The organism is Roseitalea sp. (assembly GCF_984466335.1).
On sequence record NZ_CFIFWG010000049.1, the window covers coordinates 794 to 18234 of the forward strand.

A 17441-nucleotide genomic window follows, 5' to 3' on the forward strand; every position below is an offset into this window, starting at 1 on the left:
GCGCGGCGCATCAGGCCGAAGGCGCAGGACGGCGACAGGGTGCTGCCCGTTGGATTTTGGGCAAGGGATTGCGTGAAGAACATCTTGGGCCGATAGCTCTTCAGCTTGTCATCCATATCATCAAGGTCAGGCCCGTCCAGCCCCCGGCGGATGCCGACGACGCGAGCCTTGGAAAGCGTAAGTTTACCAAAAAGCGGATAGTAGCCAGGCTCGTCCACGAAAACCGTGTCGCCGGGCTCGATCAAGTGGCGAATGATGAGATCAAGCGCGTGATTGGCTCCATGGGTAAGCAAGAGCCCGTCCGGTTCCGCCGCGATCGAGCGTTCGGAAAGCAGAACGCGCAGCCGGTGCCGCAGCGGGGCAAAGCCCCACGGGCTGCCATAGCCGTCTTCGGGGTCGAGTCGGCCGCTTTTAGCAGGTCCGCCCAGCGAGCCTTTCAGCGCCGAACTGTCGGTCCACGAAGTCGGAGGGCGTCCGTCTCCGGGGCGCACTTCGTAGCGCTGCTCCAACTGTTCGCGCAGCATCGATACAAGATCGAGCGCCGCATCCACCTGCAACGTCACATGCGCGGGCGGTGCGATGTCGTGCTGGATTGCATAATAGCCCGAGCCTGGTCGCGCTTCCAGAACACCGCGGGCGACCAGCCGGTCATAGGCCTCCGCCATGGTGTTCTTCGATACGCCATGATCGCGCGCGGCCTGTCGAATGGATGGCAGTCTCTCGCCCGCCTTGTAGATCCCGGTCGACAAGCGAGCTGCGACATCGCGCACGATGACATCCACCCGACTGAGGCTCATAGCTGGCGAGCCGCCGTCAATTGACCCTCATGGAATACTGGCACAGTCATAATTAATTCGCCCTAAATTGTCCCTTGATTGTCCCAGTCAAACTACGACAGTTGATGCAAAAAACCAACAAATCAAACCTGACAAAGATTGAGCCAAACGGGAGGATCCAATGGTCAAAATCAACAGACGCCAGCTTGTGCAATCGTCAGTTTTGGGTTCCGTTGCCCTTGCTGCGCCGGCAGTCGCCCGGGCGCAGGACAGTGTTTCATGGCGCATGCAGGCTTTGTGGGATGGCGGCACCACACCTTATGAGTTCGAAAAGCGTTTCGTGGAGCGCATCGCCGAACTAACCGACGGCCGCTTTACCATCAATCTCTTCTCGGGTGGTCAAATCGTGCCGGCCAACCAGGCGTTCGATGCCGTGCGCGGTGGCGCTTTCGAGATGATGAAGACGTTCGATGGCTATGAGGCGGGCAAGGTTCCCGCCTTTGCCTTCACGTCCACCATTCCATTCGGATTTCCCGATTCCGATCAATATGAAGCTTGGTTCTACGAACTCGGCGGCCTGGAGCTTGCCCGCGAAGCCTATAGCCGGCACGGCCTCGCTTATATCGCACCCACCGTTTACGGCGAGGAGCCTATCCACTCTACCGTGCGCATTGAGAGCATCGCCGACATGACGGGCATGAAGGGACGCTTCGTGGGCCTGGCAGCGGCCGTAATGGGTGATATGGGTGTGTCCGTGACACCGATGGCCACCGGCGAGGTCTATACGGCGCTGGAGCAGGGCATCATAGATTTTGCCGATCGTGGCGATCTGACCGCCAATTATGAGGCGGGCCTTGCGGAAGTTGCAAAATTCATCGTTCTGCCTGGCGTGCATCAACCGACAACGGCGACCAGCTACGTCGCCAACGCCGCCGCACATGACAGCCTGCCCGACAGCTTCAAATCGGCACTTGAAGTGGCCGCCCGCGAGATATCCGGTTCGCTTCGACAGCGCATCATCGTGCAGAATTCGCAAGTGCTGGAACGGTATCGCGGCGATGGCGTGGAATTCATCACGCTCGATCCGTCCGATGTTGCCGCAGCACGCGAAAAGGCGGTGACATCCTGGCAGACGGCCGCCAAGGATGATGATCTGGCAATGCGTATTCTCGAAAGCCAAACGAGTTTCATGCGCTCGCTCGGCCTCGTCTGATACCTTGCAACGGCTCCGGATACCCTTCAGGTGTCCGGCGCCTTTCGTTCCCCCAGAAGGTCTGTGCACGCGATGCGGGCGATCGTCGTTCTCGTAACCCGGATCAACCGAATTTTGTTCATCGTGGCCGCGGTGATCATCTTCGCTGTCGTTCCGATGCTTCTTTTCGAGGTTATCGCGCGCTATGTTTTCGATGCGCCGACGGTCTGGGCGATGGAGGCCAGCACGCTGATCTTCGGTCCGCATTTCATGCTTGCGGGGCCGTACCTTTTGCATCTGCGCGGCCATGTGGCCGTCGACATCTTCAGTGCCAGGGCGACGGGCAAGGCAAAAGTCGCGCTTGAACTGTTCACCTTCCTGACAGTCGCCGTTTTCGCCGCTGTCTTCGCTATCGCAAGCTGGCCCTTGGCCATGGACGCGTTTTCTTTGGGCGAGACCAGCTTTTCGGCATGGAACCCGCCGATCTGGTGGATGAAATTCATCGTACCCTTCGCTTTTGCCATGGTGTTCGCACAAGCGCTGGCCGAAGCGCTGTCGGTTTTGATGGGGCGGTCTGATGATACGCTCCCGGACGCAGGCAAAGACGCCGTGGAGATCATCCGATGACATCCGAGGGCGTGCTCCTGTTGATGTTTGCAAGCCTTGTCGGCCTGCTTTTGACGGGCGTTCCGCTTGCCTTCACGTTGGGTATGTTGGCGCTTGTCTTCACCATAACGCTGTGGGGCGAAGCGGCGCTTCTGGTCACCGTGTTGAACTTGTATGACACGATGACGTCCGAAGCGCTTTTGGCCATCCCGCTATACGTCATGATGGCGAGCGCGCTTCAGCGCTCGGGCGTCATCGAAAGCCTCTACAAGGCGATGGAACTGTGGTCGGGGCGATTGCCGGGTGGCCTGGCGGTGGGCACCATCGTCATATGCACCATCCTTGCTGCAATGACCGGCATCGTCGGTGCGGCTGTGGCGGCCATGGGGCTCCTCGCGCTGCCATCGATGCTGCGGCGGCGCTATGATCCAAAGCTCGCCATCGGCACCATCTGCGCGGGCGGCACGCTGGGTATCCTGATCCCACCCTCGGTGATCACAATCGTCTATGCGGTGACGGCACAGGCCTCCATCGGCCAGATGTTCATGGCCGGCATCGTTCCTGGACTGCTGCTGGCTTCGCTCTACATTGGCTACATTCTTCTGCGCGCGGCGTTCGACCCCAATGCCGCGCCCTTGCCTGTAATGGACGAGACGATTGACTGGACAGAGCGGCTTTCCTCCCTGCGCGCGCTCATCTTGCCGGCGTTTATCATTGTCGGCGTTCTCGGCTCGATCTATGGCGGCATTGCAACCCCGACCGAGGCGGCTGCCGTCGGCGTCGCGCTCGCCTTTGTGTCGGCGTTCTTCGAGCGCCGGCTAGACTGGACGCTGGTCAAGGGCGTTGGGTTCGATGTGGTCAAGGTGACAACCATGATCTTGTGGATCACCATTGGCGCGCGCGCCTTCGTGGCGATCTTCACCGGCACAGGTGGCGCGGATTTCCTGCTTGACTTCATCCAGACACTGGATGCGAACCGTTATGTCGTGCTCGCTGTCATGCTGGCCATCCTTTTTCTGCTTGGCATGTTTCTGGACGAGATCGGCATCATCTTGCTTTGCGTGCCGGTCTTTCTGCCGGTCATCGATTTTCTCGGTTTCGACCGGCTGTGGTTTGGTATTCTGTTTCTCGTCTCTGCGCAGATGGCCTACATCTCACCCCCCTTCGGTTACACGCTGTTTTACATGAAGGGTGTTCTGCCGGACGGGATCGGCATGGGCACGGTGTATCGCGCGATCTTGCCTTTCCTTCTTCTCCAGGCGGTCGGAATTGCTATCTGCGCCGCCTTCCCGGAGCTTGTTCTCTGGCTTCCCCGATCAATGATGGACTAACGATGAACGGCATGTATTCCTCGCGTATTGAAGGCCTGCACAAGATGGCCGTCGATGAGCGGTTGGCGGCGGTTGCGCGTCAGGCTGACCTGGACGAGACATCGCTCGCCGCACTGCGGACGTGCAATGAAGACGAACTCGCCCTTGCCGACCGGCTAATCGAAAACGCGGTGTCGGCCATCGCCATTCCGGTAGGCATCGCCACCAACATGATCGTCGACGGGCGCGACGTTCTGGTGCCTATGGCTACGGAGGAATCCTCGGTCGTCGCTGCGGTTTGCAACGCCGCCAAGCGCTGCCGCCCGACGGGCGGGTTCGCCACCACCACTTCCGGTTCGCTCATGGCGGCACAGATCCAGCTTCTTGCCGAGAGCGATCCGGAACGGGTGCGCTTGAAAGTGTTCGAGCACGCCGAGGATATTCGCACCCTTTGCGATGAGACCGATCCGCTCCTGGTCAAGGTTGGGGGTGGCTTTCGCGATCTCGATGTGCGCGTCATCGATAGCGCGGGCGGACCCATGACGGTTGTTCACCTGGTGGTCGACACACGCGACGCAATGGGCGCCAATGCCGTCAACACCATGGCCGAAGCGGTCGCGCCGAAGCTTGCCGAATGGACCGGCGCGCGGCCGCTGTTGCGCATCCTCACCAATCTTGCCGATCGACGCCTAGCCCGGGCGCGCGCAACATGGCGGCTTGAGGATGTCGGCGGCGAAACCGTACGAGACGATATGGTGGCCGCGTTCCAGTTCGCCGATGCCGATCCCTACCGCGCCGTGACCCACAACAAGGGGGTCATGAACGGCATAAGCGCGGTCGCGCTGGCCACCGGCAACGATACGCGGGCGATCGAGGCGGCCGCTCATGCCTATGTGGCGCAGGGCGGACGCTACCGGTCGATGTCGCGATGGGAAGTGGACGGCGAAGGCGACCTTGTTGGCGTTCTGGAAATGCCGATGGCCGTTGGGCTCGTCGGCGGGGCCACCAAGGTTCATCCGACGGCGCAAGCCTGCCTGAAGGTGCTCGGTGTGGAAACCGCAGATGCGCTGGCGCGCGTCATTGTGGCGGTCGGGCTCGCGCAGAATTTTGCCGCCATGCGCGCCCTGGCAACCACCGGCATCCAGAAAGGCCATATGGCTCTGCATGCGCAGAACGTGGCGCTAATGGTAGGCGCGAAAGGCGCTGAAATCGATCAGGTGGCCGCCGAACTCAAGGCGGTTGGCAAGGTTCGCCAGGACCTTGCAGAAGACATTCTTGCCAGGATCCGCAAGGCCGGCGCGTGAGCGAGGCGGTATCCATCGTCGAGGGTCGCCCTGCGCGACGGGCTTCAGATCATCGACAGGCATATTCCTGCCGCCCTACAGCACCGACTTCAATCCTATTGAGAATGCATTCTCGATTGTATTAAAGTCGGTGCTGTAGGGCGGCAGGTACCGAAGCTCCGCCCCCACACCTTCAATCACGTCGCGCATGCCCGATGCCGCGCTTCCTGCCCAGGCTCCAACACGCTGCCGAGGGGAGCCTCATTGGGGCGAAGGCCGCCATTGAGGCCACGAACGAAGCTTTTACGGCTTGGTCTGGTCTCCATTTTCAGGAGCGCTTTAATCGTAAGCGTCTGCCCTCTTCGCCTATCGTCGCCTGGGCTTCCACTTCTTTGCGAGCTTGATGACTTCGAGGTGTAGCTCGTCGGTGGGAGGGACGTTGGGATCGAAGGGCCCGCCGTGCCAGTCGAGGACCTCTTGGTGCTCCGGGTTGTCCGGATCGGCGAGGATGCCGAGGAAGCGCTCATAGCCCGGGAAGCCGCCGACGTCTTCCGGCGGGCATCGGCCCTCGACGTCGGTGAGGCGAGGATAGAGATCCCCGGGGTCGGGCTCGATCCTGTCCTCGACCGTGATGCGGTGCTGCCAGCTGTCGCCGAAGTCGTAGAGGTAGCGGATGGCGCCACCGTCCGCAGCCTCGACCACATCGGCGAGCGTGGCCTTGGCGGCAGGGCGGATGTCATTGCCATAGTCGGGATCGGGCAAGCCCCATCGGGTGCTGCCGGCTTCGAACTCCCAGAGGTGGTAATTCTGCCAGGGCATGGCGGCTTGGAGCACCAGGTGCAGCCGGTCGAGCCGCATGGCGGTGGGGACCTCGATGCAGCGGAGGACGGCGGGCTCGACACCCTCGAGCGTCACCCGCAGGCGCAGGACGCTCACGCCTTCCACCGCCAGGGCAGGAGCTCGTCGACGCGCGTGATCTTGTGATCGGGCAGGGGCCTGCGACCGATCATCTCCTGTCGGAAGGCCAGATGAGTGACTATAGGGGCGCTCGCCTCGTGCTCGTCGCATTGCCTCAGGCCGAACATCTGATCGCTGATCGCGGCTACGACAGCGCCTGGTTCCGCCATGAGCTCCAGGCACGAGGCATCAAGCCATGCATTCCATCAAGCAGGAGCCGCAAAGTCCCATACGCTTACGACACGGCTCTCTATCGCCAGCGCCACAAAGTCGATAACCTGTTCGCCAAGCTCAAGGGCTGGCGGCGCATCGCAACTCGCTATAACCGATGTGCCACACCCTCTTCTCCGTCATCTGCATCGCAGCTGCCGGTATTTTCTGGCTCTGATCAATGAGTCCTGGGCCTAGCATCCAATCGTCATCATGTGGCCATTATCGCCATACGGGCGCCTGAATATAGAGCATTTCCAGCGGTCATTGAATCGTGCAAAATCCTGGCGTTCGAGCCATTCACTAACCAGTTGAAACGCTCTGGACCAAGCCCGGCGCGGGCTGTCTTGGGGCAGCGGGCGGGCGACAAAGGTTGGCCGTCTGGTGCAGGCGGCGGCAGAATGGCGCCGCACCGTCATAGCGCGGGCAGCGTGCCCAGCAAGCGCGCCCGCATCTGGTCGAAGTGCTGCGACATGGCCGCCCTGGCTGCGTCGGGATTTCGCGCTTCAATGGCATTGATCACCGCGATGTGTTCCCGCGCTCGCTGGTGATAATAGCGATAGGCCCGGATGACCGTGCTGCGTTTGACGATGGCGCGTTGCTCGACAAGAATACGGCGCAGCAGGACCAGACCCGCCGCCGCTGCCACGGACATGTGGAAATGGTCATCGCTGGCCCAGAAGCTGTCGAAATCCGATGGTCCGTTTATGAACTGCATGGATGCCTCGCGCGCCGCCGCAAGGTCGGGTGTCACTCCGTGCAATGCCGCGCGCCCGGCGGCGGCACTTTCCAGTATCTGCCGAAGATGCAGGATCTCCAGCAGTTTTTCGATCGTGACCGCACGCACCAGCAACACGCCATTGGTCAGCCGCTCGATCGCGCCCTCGCTCTCCAACTGAAGCAGGGCCGAACGCAGCGGCGTGCGTGAAACGCGAAACCTGTCGGCAAGATCGCGCTCGGACAGCAGCGCGTTCGGCGCGATCCGGCCTTCGGCAATATCGGCGCGAAGCTCTCGATAGACCATCTGGGACAATGTTTCAGGTTTCATTGTCGCCAGTCTTCAACGATGGCGGTGTATACGGCGGTCACGGCGCGGACCAGGTCGGCTTCGTCCATACCCTCTTCGGGACAGTGACTGCCATTCCAGTTTCGCAGGAAAACCATGGCGCTGTCCCAGCCCGCCATGGCGAAGGCGGCGGCGTCATGGCCGCCACCGGACAATATGCGCCTTGGCTGGTCGCCAAGCCGGGCGCCGCCGCGCGCCAGGCACGCAAGCATGGCGTCCGACATCTGGGCGGGCTGGCTGCGGCTCTGGTCGCCCAACGCGAAGCGTATGCCTGGACGACTGGCCTCGATCCTCCCGATTTCGCCGGCAAGGCGCCGATCGGCGCGCTCAAGCACCGCGACATCGCCCGACCGCATATCAAGGCAGAACCCAAGCTCGCCGGCCACCTTGGCCATGGCATGAGCCGGCGTCGCCGCGTCCACGCGTCCGAACGTTATGGTCAGATCATCGCCCGCATCAAGCATCTCGGCCCAGACCCGGTCCATCGCCACAACCAGTTCCGCGAACGCAACCACCGTGTCCGCCCGGCCTTGCCGCGGAGCGCCTCCCGAATGCGCCCATTGTCCGAAAATCCGCGCCTGACGGTATCGCAAGCTGCCGCGGACCGCGGTCACCAGCGCATAGGCCTCTCCCGCTGCGTGCAGAACCGGGCCTTGTTCGATGTGAAATTCCAGGAACTGCGCCGGCCGGGGCGCGGTTGTGGCGGCGACCGCAGCGGGGTCGTATCCCTGGGCACGCATATGATCGGCCAGGCTCCGGCCGGTATCGGCGCGCCTGGCATCCATCTCCGGGGCGGTGAGGGTGCCTAGAAATGCCCGCGATCCGATGTAGGAGACGGGGAACCAGACGCTTTCTTCGGCCCTGGTGACGGTCAGAACGATATCCATCGGCGGTGTGATGCCGGCCAAGCGCAGTGCGGCGATCAGCGCCAGCGACCCGGCCACGCCGGCCTGTCCGTCATAGGCGCCGCCATTGCTGACGGTGTCGAGGTGAGACCCGGTAAAGAGCGCCGCCGCAGTGCGGTCCTGTCCGGCCATGCGCGCGAACAGGTTGCCGGCAGCATCGCGGCTGACCTCCAGCCCAAGTGTCAGCGCTTCCTCTTCGATCAGCGCGTGGGCCTGGCTTTCCAGGTCGCTGTAGGACGGACGTGTGAAACCGGGCCCCGGTTCGGACAGGGCGTTGACCCGTGACAGGACCCGGCTGATCGTCTCGGCGATCACGCCGGTGACGCCGCCGTTGGCGGACATCATCGCCGGTGTCTTGGAGGGATTGCTCTGGGTCATGCGGTGGCTCGCAAGGCTTCGGGATTGATCGCGGTGTCGGGAATGTGCCCGGACAGCGCCGTTATCACATGGGCTGCCGCCGCCTCGGCGGTCCGGGCCAACGCAGCTTCGGTGCTGCCACCCACATGGGGCGTGAACACCACATTGCCAAAACCACCCAACGGCCCGTGCGGCGCTTGCGCTGAGTGAACGTCAAGGCCAGCGCCACCCAGTTCGCGACTGGCCAACGCGTCAAGCAATGCGGCTTCGTCGACCAGCCCGGCACGCGCAACATTCACCAGGATCGCGCCTTGCTTCATCGCAGCGAAGGCGGCCGCGTCGATCAGGTTCTGCGTTTGCGGGAGAAGCGGCGCATGCAGCGACACCAGGTCTGCCGATGCCAGGGCGCCATGCAGATCGGTTGCATGGCTCGCCCAGGATTCCGACGGCGGACGCGGGCTGTACGCCGTGACCGTCATGCCCAATCCTTGGTGCAACATCGCCCCAAACGCGCGCCCGGTGGCGCCCCAGCCGACAATCAGCGCGGTGCGGCCGGACAGTTCGGTGAAGGCAGCCGATTCCCGAAAGCGCGCAAGCCCCTGACGCAATGCATGATCGGCGGCCGGGATGCGGCGCGCCACCGCAACGGCCAGGCCCAACGCCAACTCGGCCACCGAACGGGCATTGGTGCCGGGCGTATTGGCAACCACAATGCCAGCTTTGGTGGCCGCTTGCTTGTCGACCGGATCATGTCCCGTGCCGTGCACGACCAGGATGCGCAGCGCGTCGGCCGCAGCGATGGCGCGCGCCTGTAGTCCGGCATCACGCGTGATGGCCGCAACGCATCCCGGAATCGTCTCAATGACGGTTTCGATGTCGGCGTTGGGGCACAGGACCGGCACGATACCGGCGTCTCGAAGGCGCCTGAGGCCCGCTTCATGTATCGGTTGAATGATCAAGCACTTCATTGTCTGTTCGTACTTTTGGTTGATTGGTGTCGGGCCATTGCCTGAGCCGTTTGAGGACCGCGTCGCGGGCGTTTTGCAGATGTGCGTCAAGCTCCGAGTGTAGCTTGGCAAGATCGCTGGCCCGGATCGCGTCGAGCATGCTCAAATGCTCCTGACAGCCCTTGATGAAGCGTTCGGGAACCTGCTTGTGGTCGAAACCGCAGGTTCGCTGCCGCAATGACGCCAGAACCGCGCGTGCGGTCTCGTTGCCTGAACGGCTGGCCAGCATGTCGTGAAAATCATTGTCGGTCTGCCAGTGCAGATCGTTGCGATCCGCACCGGGCTTCATCAGATCGCGGATGCGATGTTCCATGGCATCGAGTTCGGGCGCCGGCAGTTGCATGGCGGAGCGGGCGAGCGCGGGCTCCAGTTCCCGCCGCAAAAAGAAAATCTCCTCCACTTCGCTCGCCGGCAGCCGGCGCACGTGGGGCAGGCGGCCGTCGACGGTCGCCAATCCTTCAGCTTCGATCCGCTTGATCGCCTCTCGAACCGGGGTTCGGGACATGTTGAGCTGTTGTGCCAACACCGTTTCGCGAAGCGGATCGCCGGGCTTCAAGGTGCCATCGAGCATCATGGCGATGATGGCTCCGTGCGCTTCACGCGCAAGGCTTTGCGATTTGCTCATCTGCGTTTCCTTGTTGCGGCGAATTGGTGCCCGATCGCTTCAAACCGATCCAGCCATGCCGTCTTTGCGGATGCTTGAAGGCTGTCGAATGGCCGGTCAGACGAAAGGCGCCGCTGTGCCAGCGTACGATTTCGGCCCTTCGCCGAACTGTGCATCGACCCTGCAATGGCTCGGCGGTTGGCTGGAAAAGCGCAGTTTGGCCCGGATCGTAGCAATCAAGTCTCTTCCAAGGTCGAGGCCGTCAAACCTATCAAGGTCGGCAGGAAAAATATGTGCAGCCATCGCCGTCAGATGTCGTCCATGACAGATACCCCTCCAATGAGATCGCAGGACAAAAGGTACTCCGAGCTGAGGGCACCTCCACCTTTGGGCTCCAGCGAGCTCAGAGCATTGCGGATGTTGCGGCGTTGTTCGCACCACAGCTGTTCTCCATCCTGGCGTGAAATGGGGGAAAACCGCACGGTGCGCCCGGAGGGCATTTGCGCCAACCGTGCCAGATCAACCGCTGCGATCGTTGCGATCTTCGGGTAGCCGCCCGTGGTCTGGCTTTCCGTCAACAGCACCAGCGGCTGACGCGACCCGGGCACCTGTATAGAGCCCGGTACGGTCCCGTCCGATACGATGTCATGGCCGCCATCTGCAGGCAACTCGACCCCATCGAGAACCATCGCCATGCGATCGCGCTTGGCCGTGACGTGGAACGGCAGCGATTGGAAACGGTCCAGCGTCTGCGGCGTGAAGTGATCGGCCTGGGGTCCCAGGATCACACGGATCGGTGCATCGGCTGAGCCATCGGCGGCGCCGGGCCGGGGTGTGTTTTTCTGGCGCAGGCAACAGCTGTCAACCTGCATGCCGAGCGGCAGGGCATCTCCAGCCCGCAGAGCGCGTCCAGCCACGCCTCCCAGCCGGTTGCGCAGATGGGTGGCACGGGCGCCCATGACCGGCTCGGTCCATATGCCTCCGGACACCGCCAGATAGCCCCAGACAACACCCGATGGCGCGCCCACGCTCAAGGTCTCGCCGGCGACGAGCCGATGGGATTCACCGGTGGCGACCCGCTGGCCGTCGATTCGGACGTCACACATCCCGGCGATGACCACAAAGCGGATCGGGCCGGTTGCGCGGAAACTGCCGCCGGGACCGGCGAACTCCAGAGCGGCGGCGTCCGGGTGATTGGCGCAAAGCGCGTTGGCGAGCGCCATGGCGTCCGCGTCGATGGGGCCGGCCGAGGACACGCCCAGATGACGCAATCCGGAGCGCCCGCGGTCCTGAACGGTAAGCATCAGCCCGGCGGTGACGACCTCAAGGTTCATCGCCGGGCTCGCTTTCGGGCCGCGGCAGTTCCGTGCCGTCGCGCATTCGCGCGGCGATCGCGTCCGCTTGTGCGGTGTCGACCGGTTGGAACCGCACCCGGTCGCCGGCTCTGAACAGGAAAGGATCGGGCCGGGCGGGATCGAAAACCGGCCAGGGTGTCCAGCCGATGAAACGCCAGCCGGACGGTCCGGCAACCGAGTTTATGTTGGCTTGTTGGCCGCCAATTCCGATCGCGCCGGCCGGTATGGCCTGCCGGGGCGTGGCCAGCCTGGGGGTATGCAACACCTCCGGCAATCCGCCCAGATAGGCAAAGCCGGGTGCAAAGCCGATCATGTAGACCCGGTACTCGGCATCGGAGTGCAGGGCAATCACCTGATCGGGTCGAAGACCCTTCATGGCCGCCAGTTGTTCAAGGTCCTGTCCGACCTCGCCGCCATAGACGCACGGCACGTGCCAGAGCCGGCCCGAGCCGGCTTCAGGCGGGCTGCAGGGCCAAAGGGAACGCAGCCGGTCTTCCAACTGGTCGCCGCGCACGGTCTCGGGATCGTAGCAGACCAGCAGGGAGCGATAGGTGGGCACGATTTCGACAATACCGGCAATCGCACTGTGCCGAACCCGTTCGGCAAACGCGATCACATGGGCGTTTGTGTCTTCGTCGATGTCGTCGCCCCACTGCATGACGATCGCCCGGTCACCTGACGGAAGAAAGACTGGCTTCATTTTCGATCCCCGCACCACGATCGCCCATCGGGGCGCCTCCGCACGTCAGCACTGTCCGTTACCCCCGCAACAGGTCCGGCACGACATGGACGATACCCGGGAACAGCGCGAGAATGAGAACGGAGGTCGCCAGGATGCAGAAATATGGGAACGCGGCCCGAGCGATACGCCCCATACTGTCACCGGTCAGCCGCTGGATGACCGTCAGGTTGAAGCCCACCGGTGGCGTGATCTGGGCCATCTCGACGACGATAACGAGAAAAATCCCGAACCATATCTTGTCATATCCGGCCGCCAGCACCAATGGCAAGGTGATGGGAAGCGTCATGACAATAATGCCCAGCCCTTCCATGACCATGCCGAGCACCACGTAGAACACCAGCAGCACAAGAATGAGCATCAGCGGTGGGATACCCCAGCTTTCGATTTCGGTGGCGATGAAGCGGGGGACGCCCAGAAAACCCAAAGTGGTCGACAGGACCACCGCCCCGATCATGATCAGGGCGATCATGGCGCAGGTCTCGGACGCCTGGCGCGCGGCGGTGAGCAGTCCCCGCCAGGTCAATGTACGTTGCAGCAGGCCGATCAGGATCGATCCGGCAACGCCGACGGTGGCGGCTTCGGTGGGCGAGGCGATGCCGCCGTACATGGAACCGATGACGCCGACAATCAGCAAAAGCAACGGGCCCAGTTCCTTGAGCGCCAACAGCTTCTGCCACAAGCTGGTTCGCTCGGGCGGATCGCCCACCAGTGAGGGGTTCAGCTTCGCGCGGATCGCCAGGTAGGCCATGTAACTGCCGGCCAATAGGAAGCCGGGCAGGATACCGGCCATGAACAGTTGCAGAATGGATTCCTGCGCCATCACACCGTAGATGATCATGATCGTCGATGGTGGGATCAGAAAACCCAGCGTGCCCGCGCCGGCCAGACTGCCGATTACCATGTTGCGATTATAGCCGCGATCGATCAGTTCCTTGGCGCTGATGCGGCCAACGGTAGCCGTGGTCGCCGCCGATGAGCCCGAAACCGATGCGAACAGCGTGCTGCCCAAGACCGTCAGGTGGCTGAGCCGTCCGGGCACGCGCCGCAACCATGGGGAAAGACCGGAAAAAAGTGATTCCGAAATACGCGTCCGGAATAGGATCTCGGCCATCAAAATGAACAGCGGCAGGGCCAGCAGTTCGGGAGAAGAGACAACGCTCCACGTTTGCTGCCCCAACAGCTTCAAGGAAGGCATGGCCGGCCGGAAAATGTGCAGCAAGGCCAGAGCGGTTCCGATCAGCCCCAACCCGATCCACAGGCCGCTGCCCAGAAGCAGCGTCAACAGGCCCAGAAGGGCTCCGATGGTTTTTCCCATGTCCAATTCCTGTTGTGGGCCGTTCTATTCCAGCCCTGAACCCTTGCTGAGCCGTTCTCCACGCATCACCCGCAAGTTCTGCGCCAGGCATTGAAGGGTGAAAACGAAGGCGCCGAATGCAAGCACCGATTGGGGGTAGGCCAGCGGCGCCCGGAAGGCGGTTGCGGCGGTGGTGCCGCGCATCGCCGAAAGCCACGCCATTTCGATCAGGGCAAAGCTCAGCGCTGCCGAAATCAGCAGTCCCATAACGCAGGCAAGCTGCTCGATGACCCGCGCCACCGGCAATGGCAAAACTTCAAGAAGGGCCGTCACCCGTACATGGCTGCCCGATTTCAAGGCCGCCGCACCGGCAACCAGAAAGCACCCGCCCATCAGGTAGCCGGCAACATCCCAGGTGAAATGAAGTGGCGACAGGAAAACATTGCGGAAGATCAGTTCGGACCCGACCAGCAGCGGGATGCACAGAATGAACAGGGCGGCAATGATGGCGCTGAACTCGGTGATGCGGTCGATGGCTGCAATCACGGGGTCAAAGCGCGCCGGACGAGAAGACGGCATGATCGCTTTCCAATCGGGACAGACAAGGTGGGCCGGTATCGTGAGGTGGCCGCCGGAAGGCCGGCGCGCGCACGGCGCCGGCCACCGGTTCTTGTGCCGGGCTAGTTGCCCCGCGCTGTCAGGTAAGCGTTGATCACCGGCGCAGAGTCCGGCACGCGTTCTTCGAACGCTTCCCACAAGGGGAGCGATTTTTCCAGCAATTGAGCCCGCAACTCCGGCGAAGGCGCGGTGACCCTCATGCCGTTTTCTCTCAGCGTAGCGATCTTATCGGCATCTTCGGCAACGCTGTTGAGCCAGAACTGGCCTTCCATAGCGGCTGCGAGCTCTTCAATTGTTTGCCGGTCTTCGGCCGACAGCGCGTTCCAAGCGTCCAGATTGACGCTCACCATGTTGGACGAGGACTGCCAGTTGAATGTCGACATGTGCTCGGTGAACTCCCAGAAAGAGCCATCGACACCGGACGAAGACGAAGTGGTGACGCCTTCGATCGTTCCGGCGGCCAGCGCCGGAACCACTTCGCCCCAGGGCATTTGCACCGGTGCGGCGCCAAGCGCGGCGAAGAAGTCTGTACCGTTGGCATCGACAACGCGCATCTTCAGGCCCGCCAGATCATCGATCGTGTCGATCTGGTTCGGTGAATAGACGGCCTGTCCGGGCCAGGGCACCATGTAGAGCACTTTCTGGTTCATGCTCTCGGCCACTTCTTCCAGTTTGGGACGGAAGAATTTGTGCAGCAGCGTCAGATCGGAAATCGTCGGTGCAATGAACGGCAAGGTCTCAATGCCCAGAACCGGCGCTTCTCCCACTTGCTGGTTGAGCAAAATGTCGGCGATCGGAACCAGGCCGTCGCGCACCGCAGCCATGCCTTCGGGCCCCTTGATGCCCAAGGCGCCGCCCGAATGGACAGTGATCACGACCTCGCCATCGGTGGCTTCCTCCACCGCTTCGGCGAACGCCATGGCGTTCTGAGTGTGAAAATTGCCCTCCGGCCAGACGACCGACATGTCCCATCGGGTTTCTGCCGCCGCCGCTGAAGCCAATGTCAGGCTGCAGATCATTGCCAGGCCGTAGATGCTTCCCTGCTTCACGTTTCTTTCTCCCTTTTCGTGGAACCGGACGTTCGGTGATGTAACGGATTTTCCCTTGAATTGAGCGTATACCACTTGTATCCGTGATTGTTGAACGCTAGCTGTCCGTCTGTCAATGCAGCATGCGAAGGAATTGAAAGTCCGATTTTAAGCGCTTAATAAAATTGGACTTTTCAAGGGATGGAGGGTGCCGGTGACGGCTCAGATCGATCTCAATTGCGACATGGGCGAAAGCTTCGGCGCCTTCAAAGTCGGCAATGATGCGGCCATGCTCGACCTTGTGACGACGGCCAATGTGGCGTGCGGTTTTCATGCCGGCGATCCGGTGGTCATGCGCCAGACGATCCGAATGGCGAAGGCGCGGGGCGTGGCCGTCGGGGCGCATCCGTCGTTTGCCGATCTGTATGGGTTCGGGCGACGCCGCATCTCCGGCGAGCGGCCCGAGGATTTGGAGACACAGCTGATTTTCCAGATCGTCGCCATGGCTGGCATGTGCGCGTTGGAAGGACACCCGATGACGCATGTGAAAACGCATGGCGCGCTCGGCAACATGGCTGCGGTCGACGCGGATCTGGCTGCGGTGTGTGTCCGGGCGATCCTGGCCGTGGATGCAACCCTGACCTTCATCACACTGCCTTACTCGGAAACCTACAACGCCGCCGAGAAGGCCGGGCTGCGCGTCGCCTGCGAAATCTATGCCGATCGCACCTATACCGATCGGGGCGAACTGACACCGCGCGCGCAGCCGGGGGCTGTCATCGAAGATCCGCGGCAGAGCATCGACCAGGTGCTGGAGATGGTGCTGAACGGCCATATCCCGACGACCGGCGGTCAGAAACTGCCGGTCGCGCCGCGAACGCTGTGCGTGCACGGAGATACGCCGGGCGCCGACGTGATATGCGGCAAGCTGCGCGCCGCGCTGTTGGAAAATGGCGTGACGATCGCGCCGTTTTCCACGCGTTGAGATCGGCACAATGGATCGAACGGTCTATTTGAACGGCAGTTGGCTGCCGGAGGCGGAAGCCAGGGTTTCCGTGTTCGATCGCGGTTTTCTGATGGCTGACGGCATTTACGAGGTGACGTGTGTGCTTGGCGGCAAGCTCGTCGACTATGAAGGCCATGCCGCCCGGCTGCGACGCTCGGCACGCGAACTGTCGTTGCCCTTGCCTGTGACCGGCGACGAGATGCTGGCACTTCATCGCCAGATCGTCGAACGCAACCGGCTGGACCAGGGCATGGTCTATGCGCAGCTGACGCGCGGCGCCGCCGAGCGCGATTTCGTCTATCCGCCCGCCGGTACGCCGCCAACGTTGGTGATGTTTACCCAGGCCAAGGATCTGCTGACGAACCAAGACGCCGAACGCGGGATCTCGGTGGCGCTTTTGCCGGATCTGCGCTGGGGACGGCGCGACATCAAAACCGTCCAACTGCTCTACCCTTGCATGGCCAAGATGGAAGCACGCCGCCAGGGCAGTGACGAGGCCTGGTTGGTCGAGGACGGATTGATCACCGAAGCAAGCGCTGCCAACGCACATATCGTCAATGCCGATGGCGCACTGATCACCCGCGATCTGTCGCGTGCGCTGCTGCCGGGCGTGACCAGGGCGGCGGTGCTCGAACTGGCGGGGCGCCATGGGGTGCGCGTCCATGAGCGTGCTTTCACCGCTGAGGAGGCCCGTTCCGCGCGCGAGGCTTTCATCACCTCGTCGACGAACTTCGTGGTGCCCGTGATCAGCATTGACGGCGCCGCCGTCGGCGCGGGGACCCCAGGCGCGCTCACCCGACATCTGCGCCAGACCTACATCGCCCATTGCCGTGCCACCGCCATATGAGGACAACACCATGACGCAACCGATCAACCGCGACACGAACGGCGTTTACATAATCGCTGCCACCCCGTTCACCGAAAACGGGGCCGTCGATCATGAAAGCCTGCGGAAACTGGTCGATTTCTACATTTCGCACGGTGTGACAGGGATGACGATCCTGGGCATCATGGGTGAGGCGAACAAGATGACACCGCAAGAACGCCGCGCAGTGATCGACACCGTGATGGGCCAGGCTGGCGGCCTGCCGGTGATTGTCGGCGTTTCCGATGCCGGGCTCGCCA

General features: G+C 62.3%; 19 protein-coding genes. 8 read left to right on the plus strand and 11 right to left on the minus strand.

What is annotated here, in order from left to right; translation table 11 throughout:
* A partial coding sequence (locus AC5E6L_RS06490) for an aminotransferase class I/II-fold pyridoxal phosphate-dependent enzyme (RefSeq protein WP_491772069.1) occupies positions 1-797 on the minus strand: 797 nt, incomplete at its 3' end.
* A 160-nt stretch (positions 798-957) separates the two neighbouring features.
* Between AC5E6L_RS06490 and dctP the strand changes: the two genes are divergently transcribed.
* The 4 genes from dctP (at position 958) to AC5E6L_RS06510 (ending at position 5188) form a co-directional block, all read left to right on the plus strand.
* On the plus strand, positions 958-1989 hold the full coding sequence (dctP, locus tag AC5E6L_RS06495) for a TRAP transporter substrate-binding protein DctP (RefSeq protein WP_491772071.1): 1032 nt from the start codon (positions 958-960) through the stop codon (positions 1987-1989).
* A gap of 72 nt (positions 1990-2061) precedes the next feature.
* Entirely contained in the window at positions 2062-2595 is a 534-nt protein-coding gene (locus AC5E6L_RS06500) for a TRAP transporter small permease subunit (RefSeq protein WP_491772073.1), read from the plus strand.
* Entirely contained in the window at positions 2592-3905 is a 1314-nt protein-coding gene (locus AC5E6L_RS06505; protein WP_491772075.1) for a TRAP transporter large permease, read from the plus strand. The genes AC5E6L_RS06500 and AC5E6L_RS06505 overlap by 4 nt, the downstream gene beginning before the upstream one ends.
* A 2-nt stretch (positions 3906-3907) precedes the next feature.
* Positions 3908-5188 carry a hydroxymethylglutaryl-CoA reductase, degradative gene (locus tag AC5E6L_RS06510; RefSeq protein ID WP_491229911.1) on the plus strand — a complete coding sequence of 427 codons (1281 nt, stop codon included), beginning with the start codon at positions 3908-3910 and terminating at the stop codon, positions 5186-5188.
* A 345-nt stretch (positions 5189-5533) separates the two neighbouring features.
* Here the strand turns inward: AC5E6L_RS06510 and AC5E6L_RS06515 are convergent, their stop codons facing one another.
* Positions 5534-6103 carry a plasmid pRiA4b ORF-3 family protein gene (locus AC5E6L_RS06515; RefSeq protein ID WP_491229910.1) on the minus strand — a complete coding sequence of 190 codons (570 nt, stop codon included), beginning with the start codon at positions 6101-6103 and terminating at the stop codon, positions 5534-5536.
* Positions 6104-6147: 44 nt separating this feature from the next.
* Here AC5E6L_RS06515 and AC5E6L_RS06520 point away from each other — a divergent pair, with 44 nt between their 5' ends.
* The gene (locus AC5E6L_RS06520) at positions 6148-6519 is read left to right on the plus strand and encodes a transposase (RefSeq protein ID WP_491229909.1); all 372 of its coding nucleotides are present in this window, start codon (positions 6148-6150) and stop codon (positions 6517-6519) included.
* Positions 6520-6749: 230 nt separating this feature from the next.
* Here the strand turns inward: AC5E6L_RS06520 and AC5E6L_RS06525 are convergent, their stop codons facing one another.
* From AC5E6L_RS06525 to AC5E6L_RS06565, 9 genes are all read right to left on the minus strand, one after another.
* Entirely contained in the window at positions 6750-7358 is a 609-nt protein-coding gene (locus AC5E6L_RS06525; protein ID WP_491772099.1) for a GntR family transcriptional regulator, read from the minus strand.
* A gap of 20 nt (positions 7359-7378) precedes the next feature.
* Positions 7379-8683, minus strand: coding sequence for a hydantoinase/carbamoylase family amidase (locus AC5E6L_RS06530; protein WP_491229907.1), 1305 nt, complete (start codon positions 8681-8683; stop codon positions 7379-7381).
* Positions 8680-9630, minus strand: coding sequence for an NAD(P)-dependent oxidoreductase (locus tag AC5E6L_RS06535; RefSeq protein WP_491772079.1), 951 nt, complete (start codon positions 9628-9630; stop codon positions 8680-8682). The genes AC5E6L_RS06530 and AC5E6L_RS06535 overlap by 4 nt, the downstream gene beginning before the upstream one ends.
* Positions 9599-10294 (minus strand): GntR family transcriptional regulator, encoded by a 696-nt coding sequence (locus AC5E6L_RS06540; protein ID WP_491772081.1) that lies wholly within the window; start codon positions 10292-10294, stop codon positions 9599-9601. The genes AC5E6L_RS06535 and AC5E6L_RS06540 overlap by 32 nt, the downstream gene beginning before the upstream one ends.
* A 287-nt stretch (positions 10295-10581) precedes the next feature.
* Positions 10582-11607 (minus strand): 5-oxoprolinase subunit C family protein, encoded by a 1026-nt coding sequence (locus AC5E6L_RS06545; protein WP_491772083.1) that lies wholly within the window; start codon positions 11605-11607, stop codon positions 10582-10584.
* Positions 11597-12328 (minus strand): 5-oxoprolinase subunit PxpB, encoded by a 732-nt coding sequence (pxpB, locus tag AC5E6L_RS06550; protein ID WP_491772085.1) that lies wholly within the window; start codon positions 12326-12328, stop codon positions 11597-11599. Before pxpB ends, AC5E6L_RS06545 begins: the two co-directional genes overlap by 11 nt.
* 58 nt (positions 12329-12386) lie before the next feature.
* Positions 12387-13685, minus strand: coding sequence for a TRAP transporter large permease (locus tag AC5E6L_RS06555; protein WP_491772087.1), 1299 nt, complete (start codon positions 13683-13685; stop codon positions 12387-12389).
* A gap of 24 nt (positions 13686-13709) precedes the next feature.
* On the minus strand, positions 13710-14243 hold the full coding sequence (locus AC5E6L_RS06560) for a TRAP transporter small permease subunit (protein ID WP_491772089.1): 534 nt from the start codon (positions 14241-14243) through the stop codon (positions 13710-13712).
* A gap of 101 nt (positions 14244-14344) precedes the next feature.
* Complete coding sequence (locus AC5E6L_RS06565) at positions 14345-15331, minus strand: TRAP transporter substrate-binding protein (RefSeq protein WP_491772091.1); 987 nt, start codon at positions 15329-15331, stop codon at positions 14345-14347.
* A 193-nt stretch (positions 15332-15524) separates the two neighbouring features.
* Between AC5E6L_RS06565 and AC5E6L_RS06570 the strand changes: the two genes are divergently transcribed.
* From AC5E6L_RS06570 to AC5E6L_RS06580, 3 genes are all read left to right on the plus strand, one after another.
* Positions 15525-16295 carry a LamB/YcsF family protein gene (locus tag AC5E6L_RS06570; protein ID WP_491772093.1) on the plus strand — a complete coding sequence of 257 codons (771 nt, stop codon included), beginning with the start codon at positions 15525-15527 and terminating at the stop codon, positions 16293-16295.
* Positions 16296-16305: 10 nt separating this feature from the next.
* On the plus strand, positions 16306-17163 hold the full coding sequence (locus tag AC5E6L_RS06575; RefSeq protein ID WP_491772095.1) for a D-amino-acid transaminase: 858 nt from the start codon (positions 16306-16308) through the stop codon (positions 17161-17163).
* 10 nt (positions 17164-17173) lie between these two features.
* The coding region (locus AC5E6L_RS06580; RefSeq protein ID WP_491772097.1) for a dihydrodipicolinate synthase family protein at positions 17174-17441 on the plus strand (268 nt) is incomplete at its 3' end.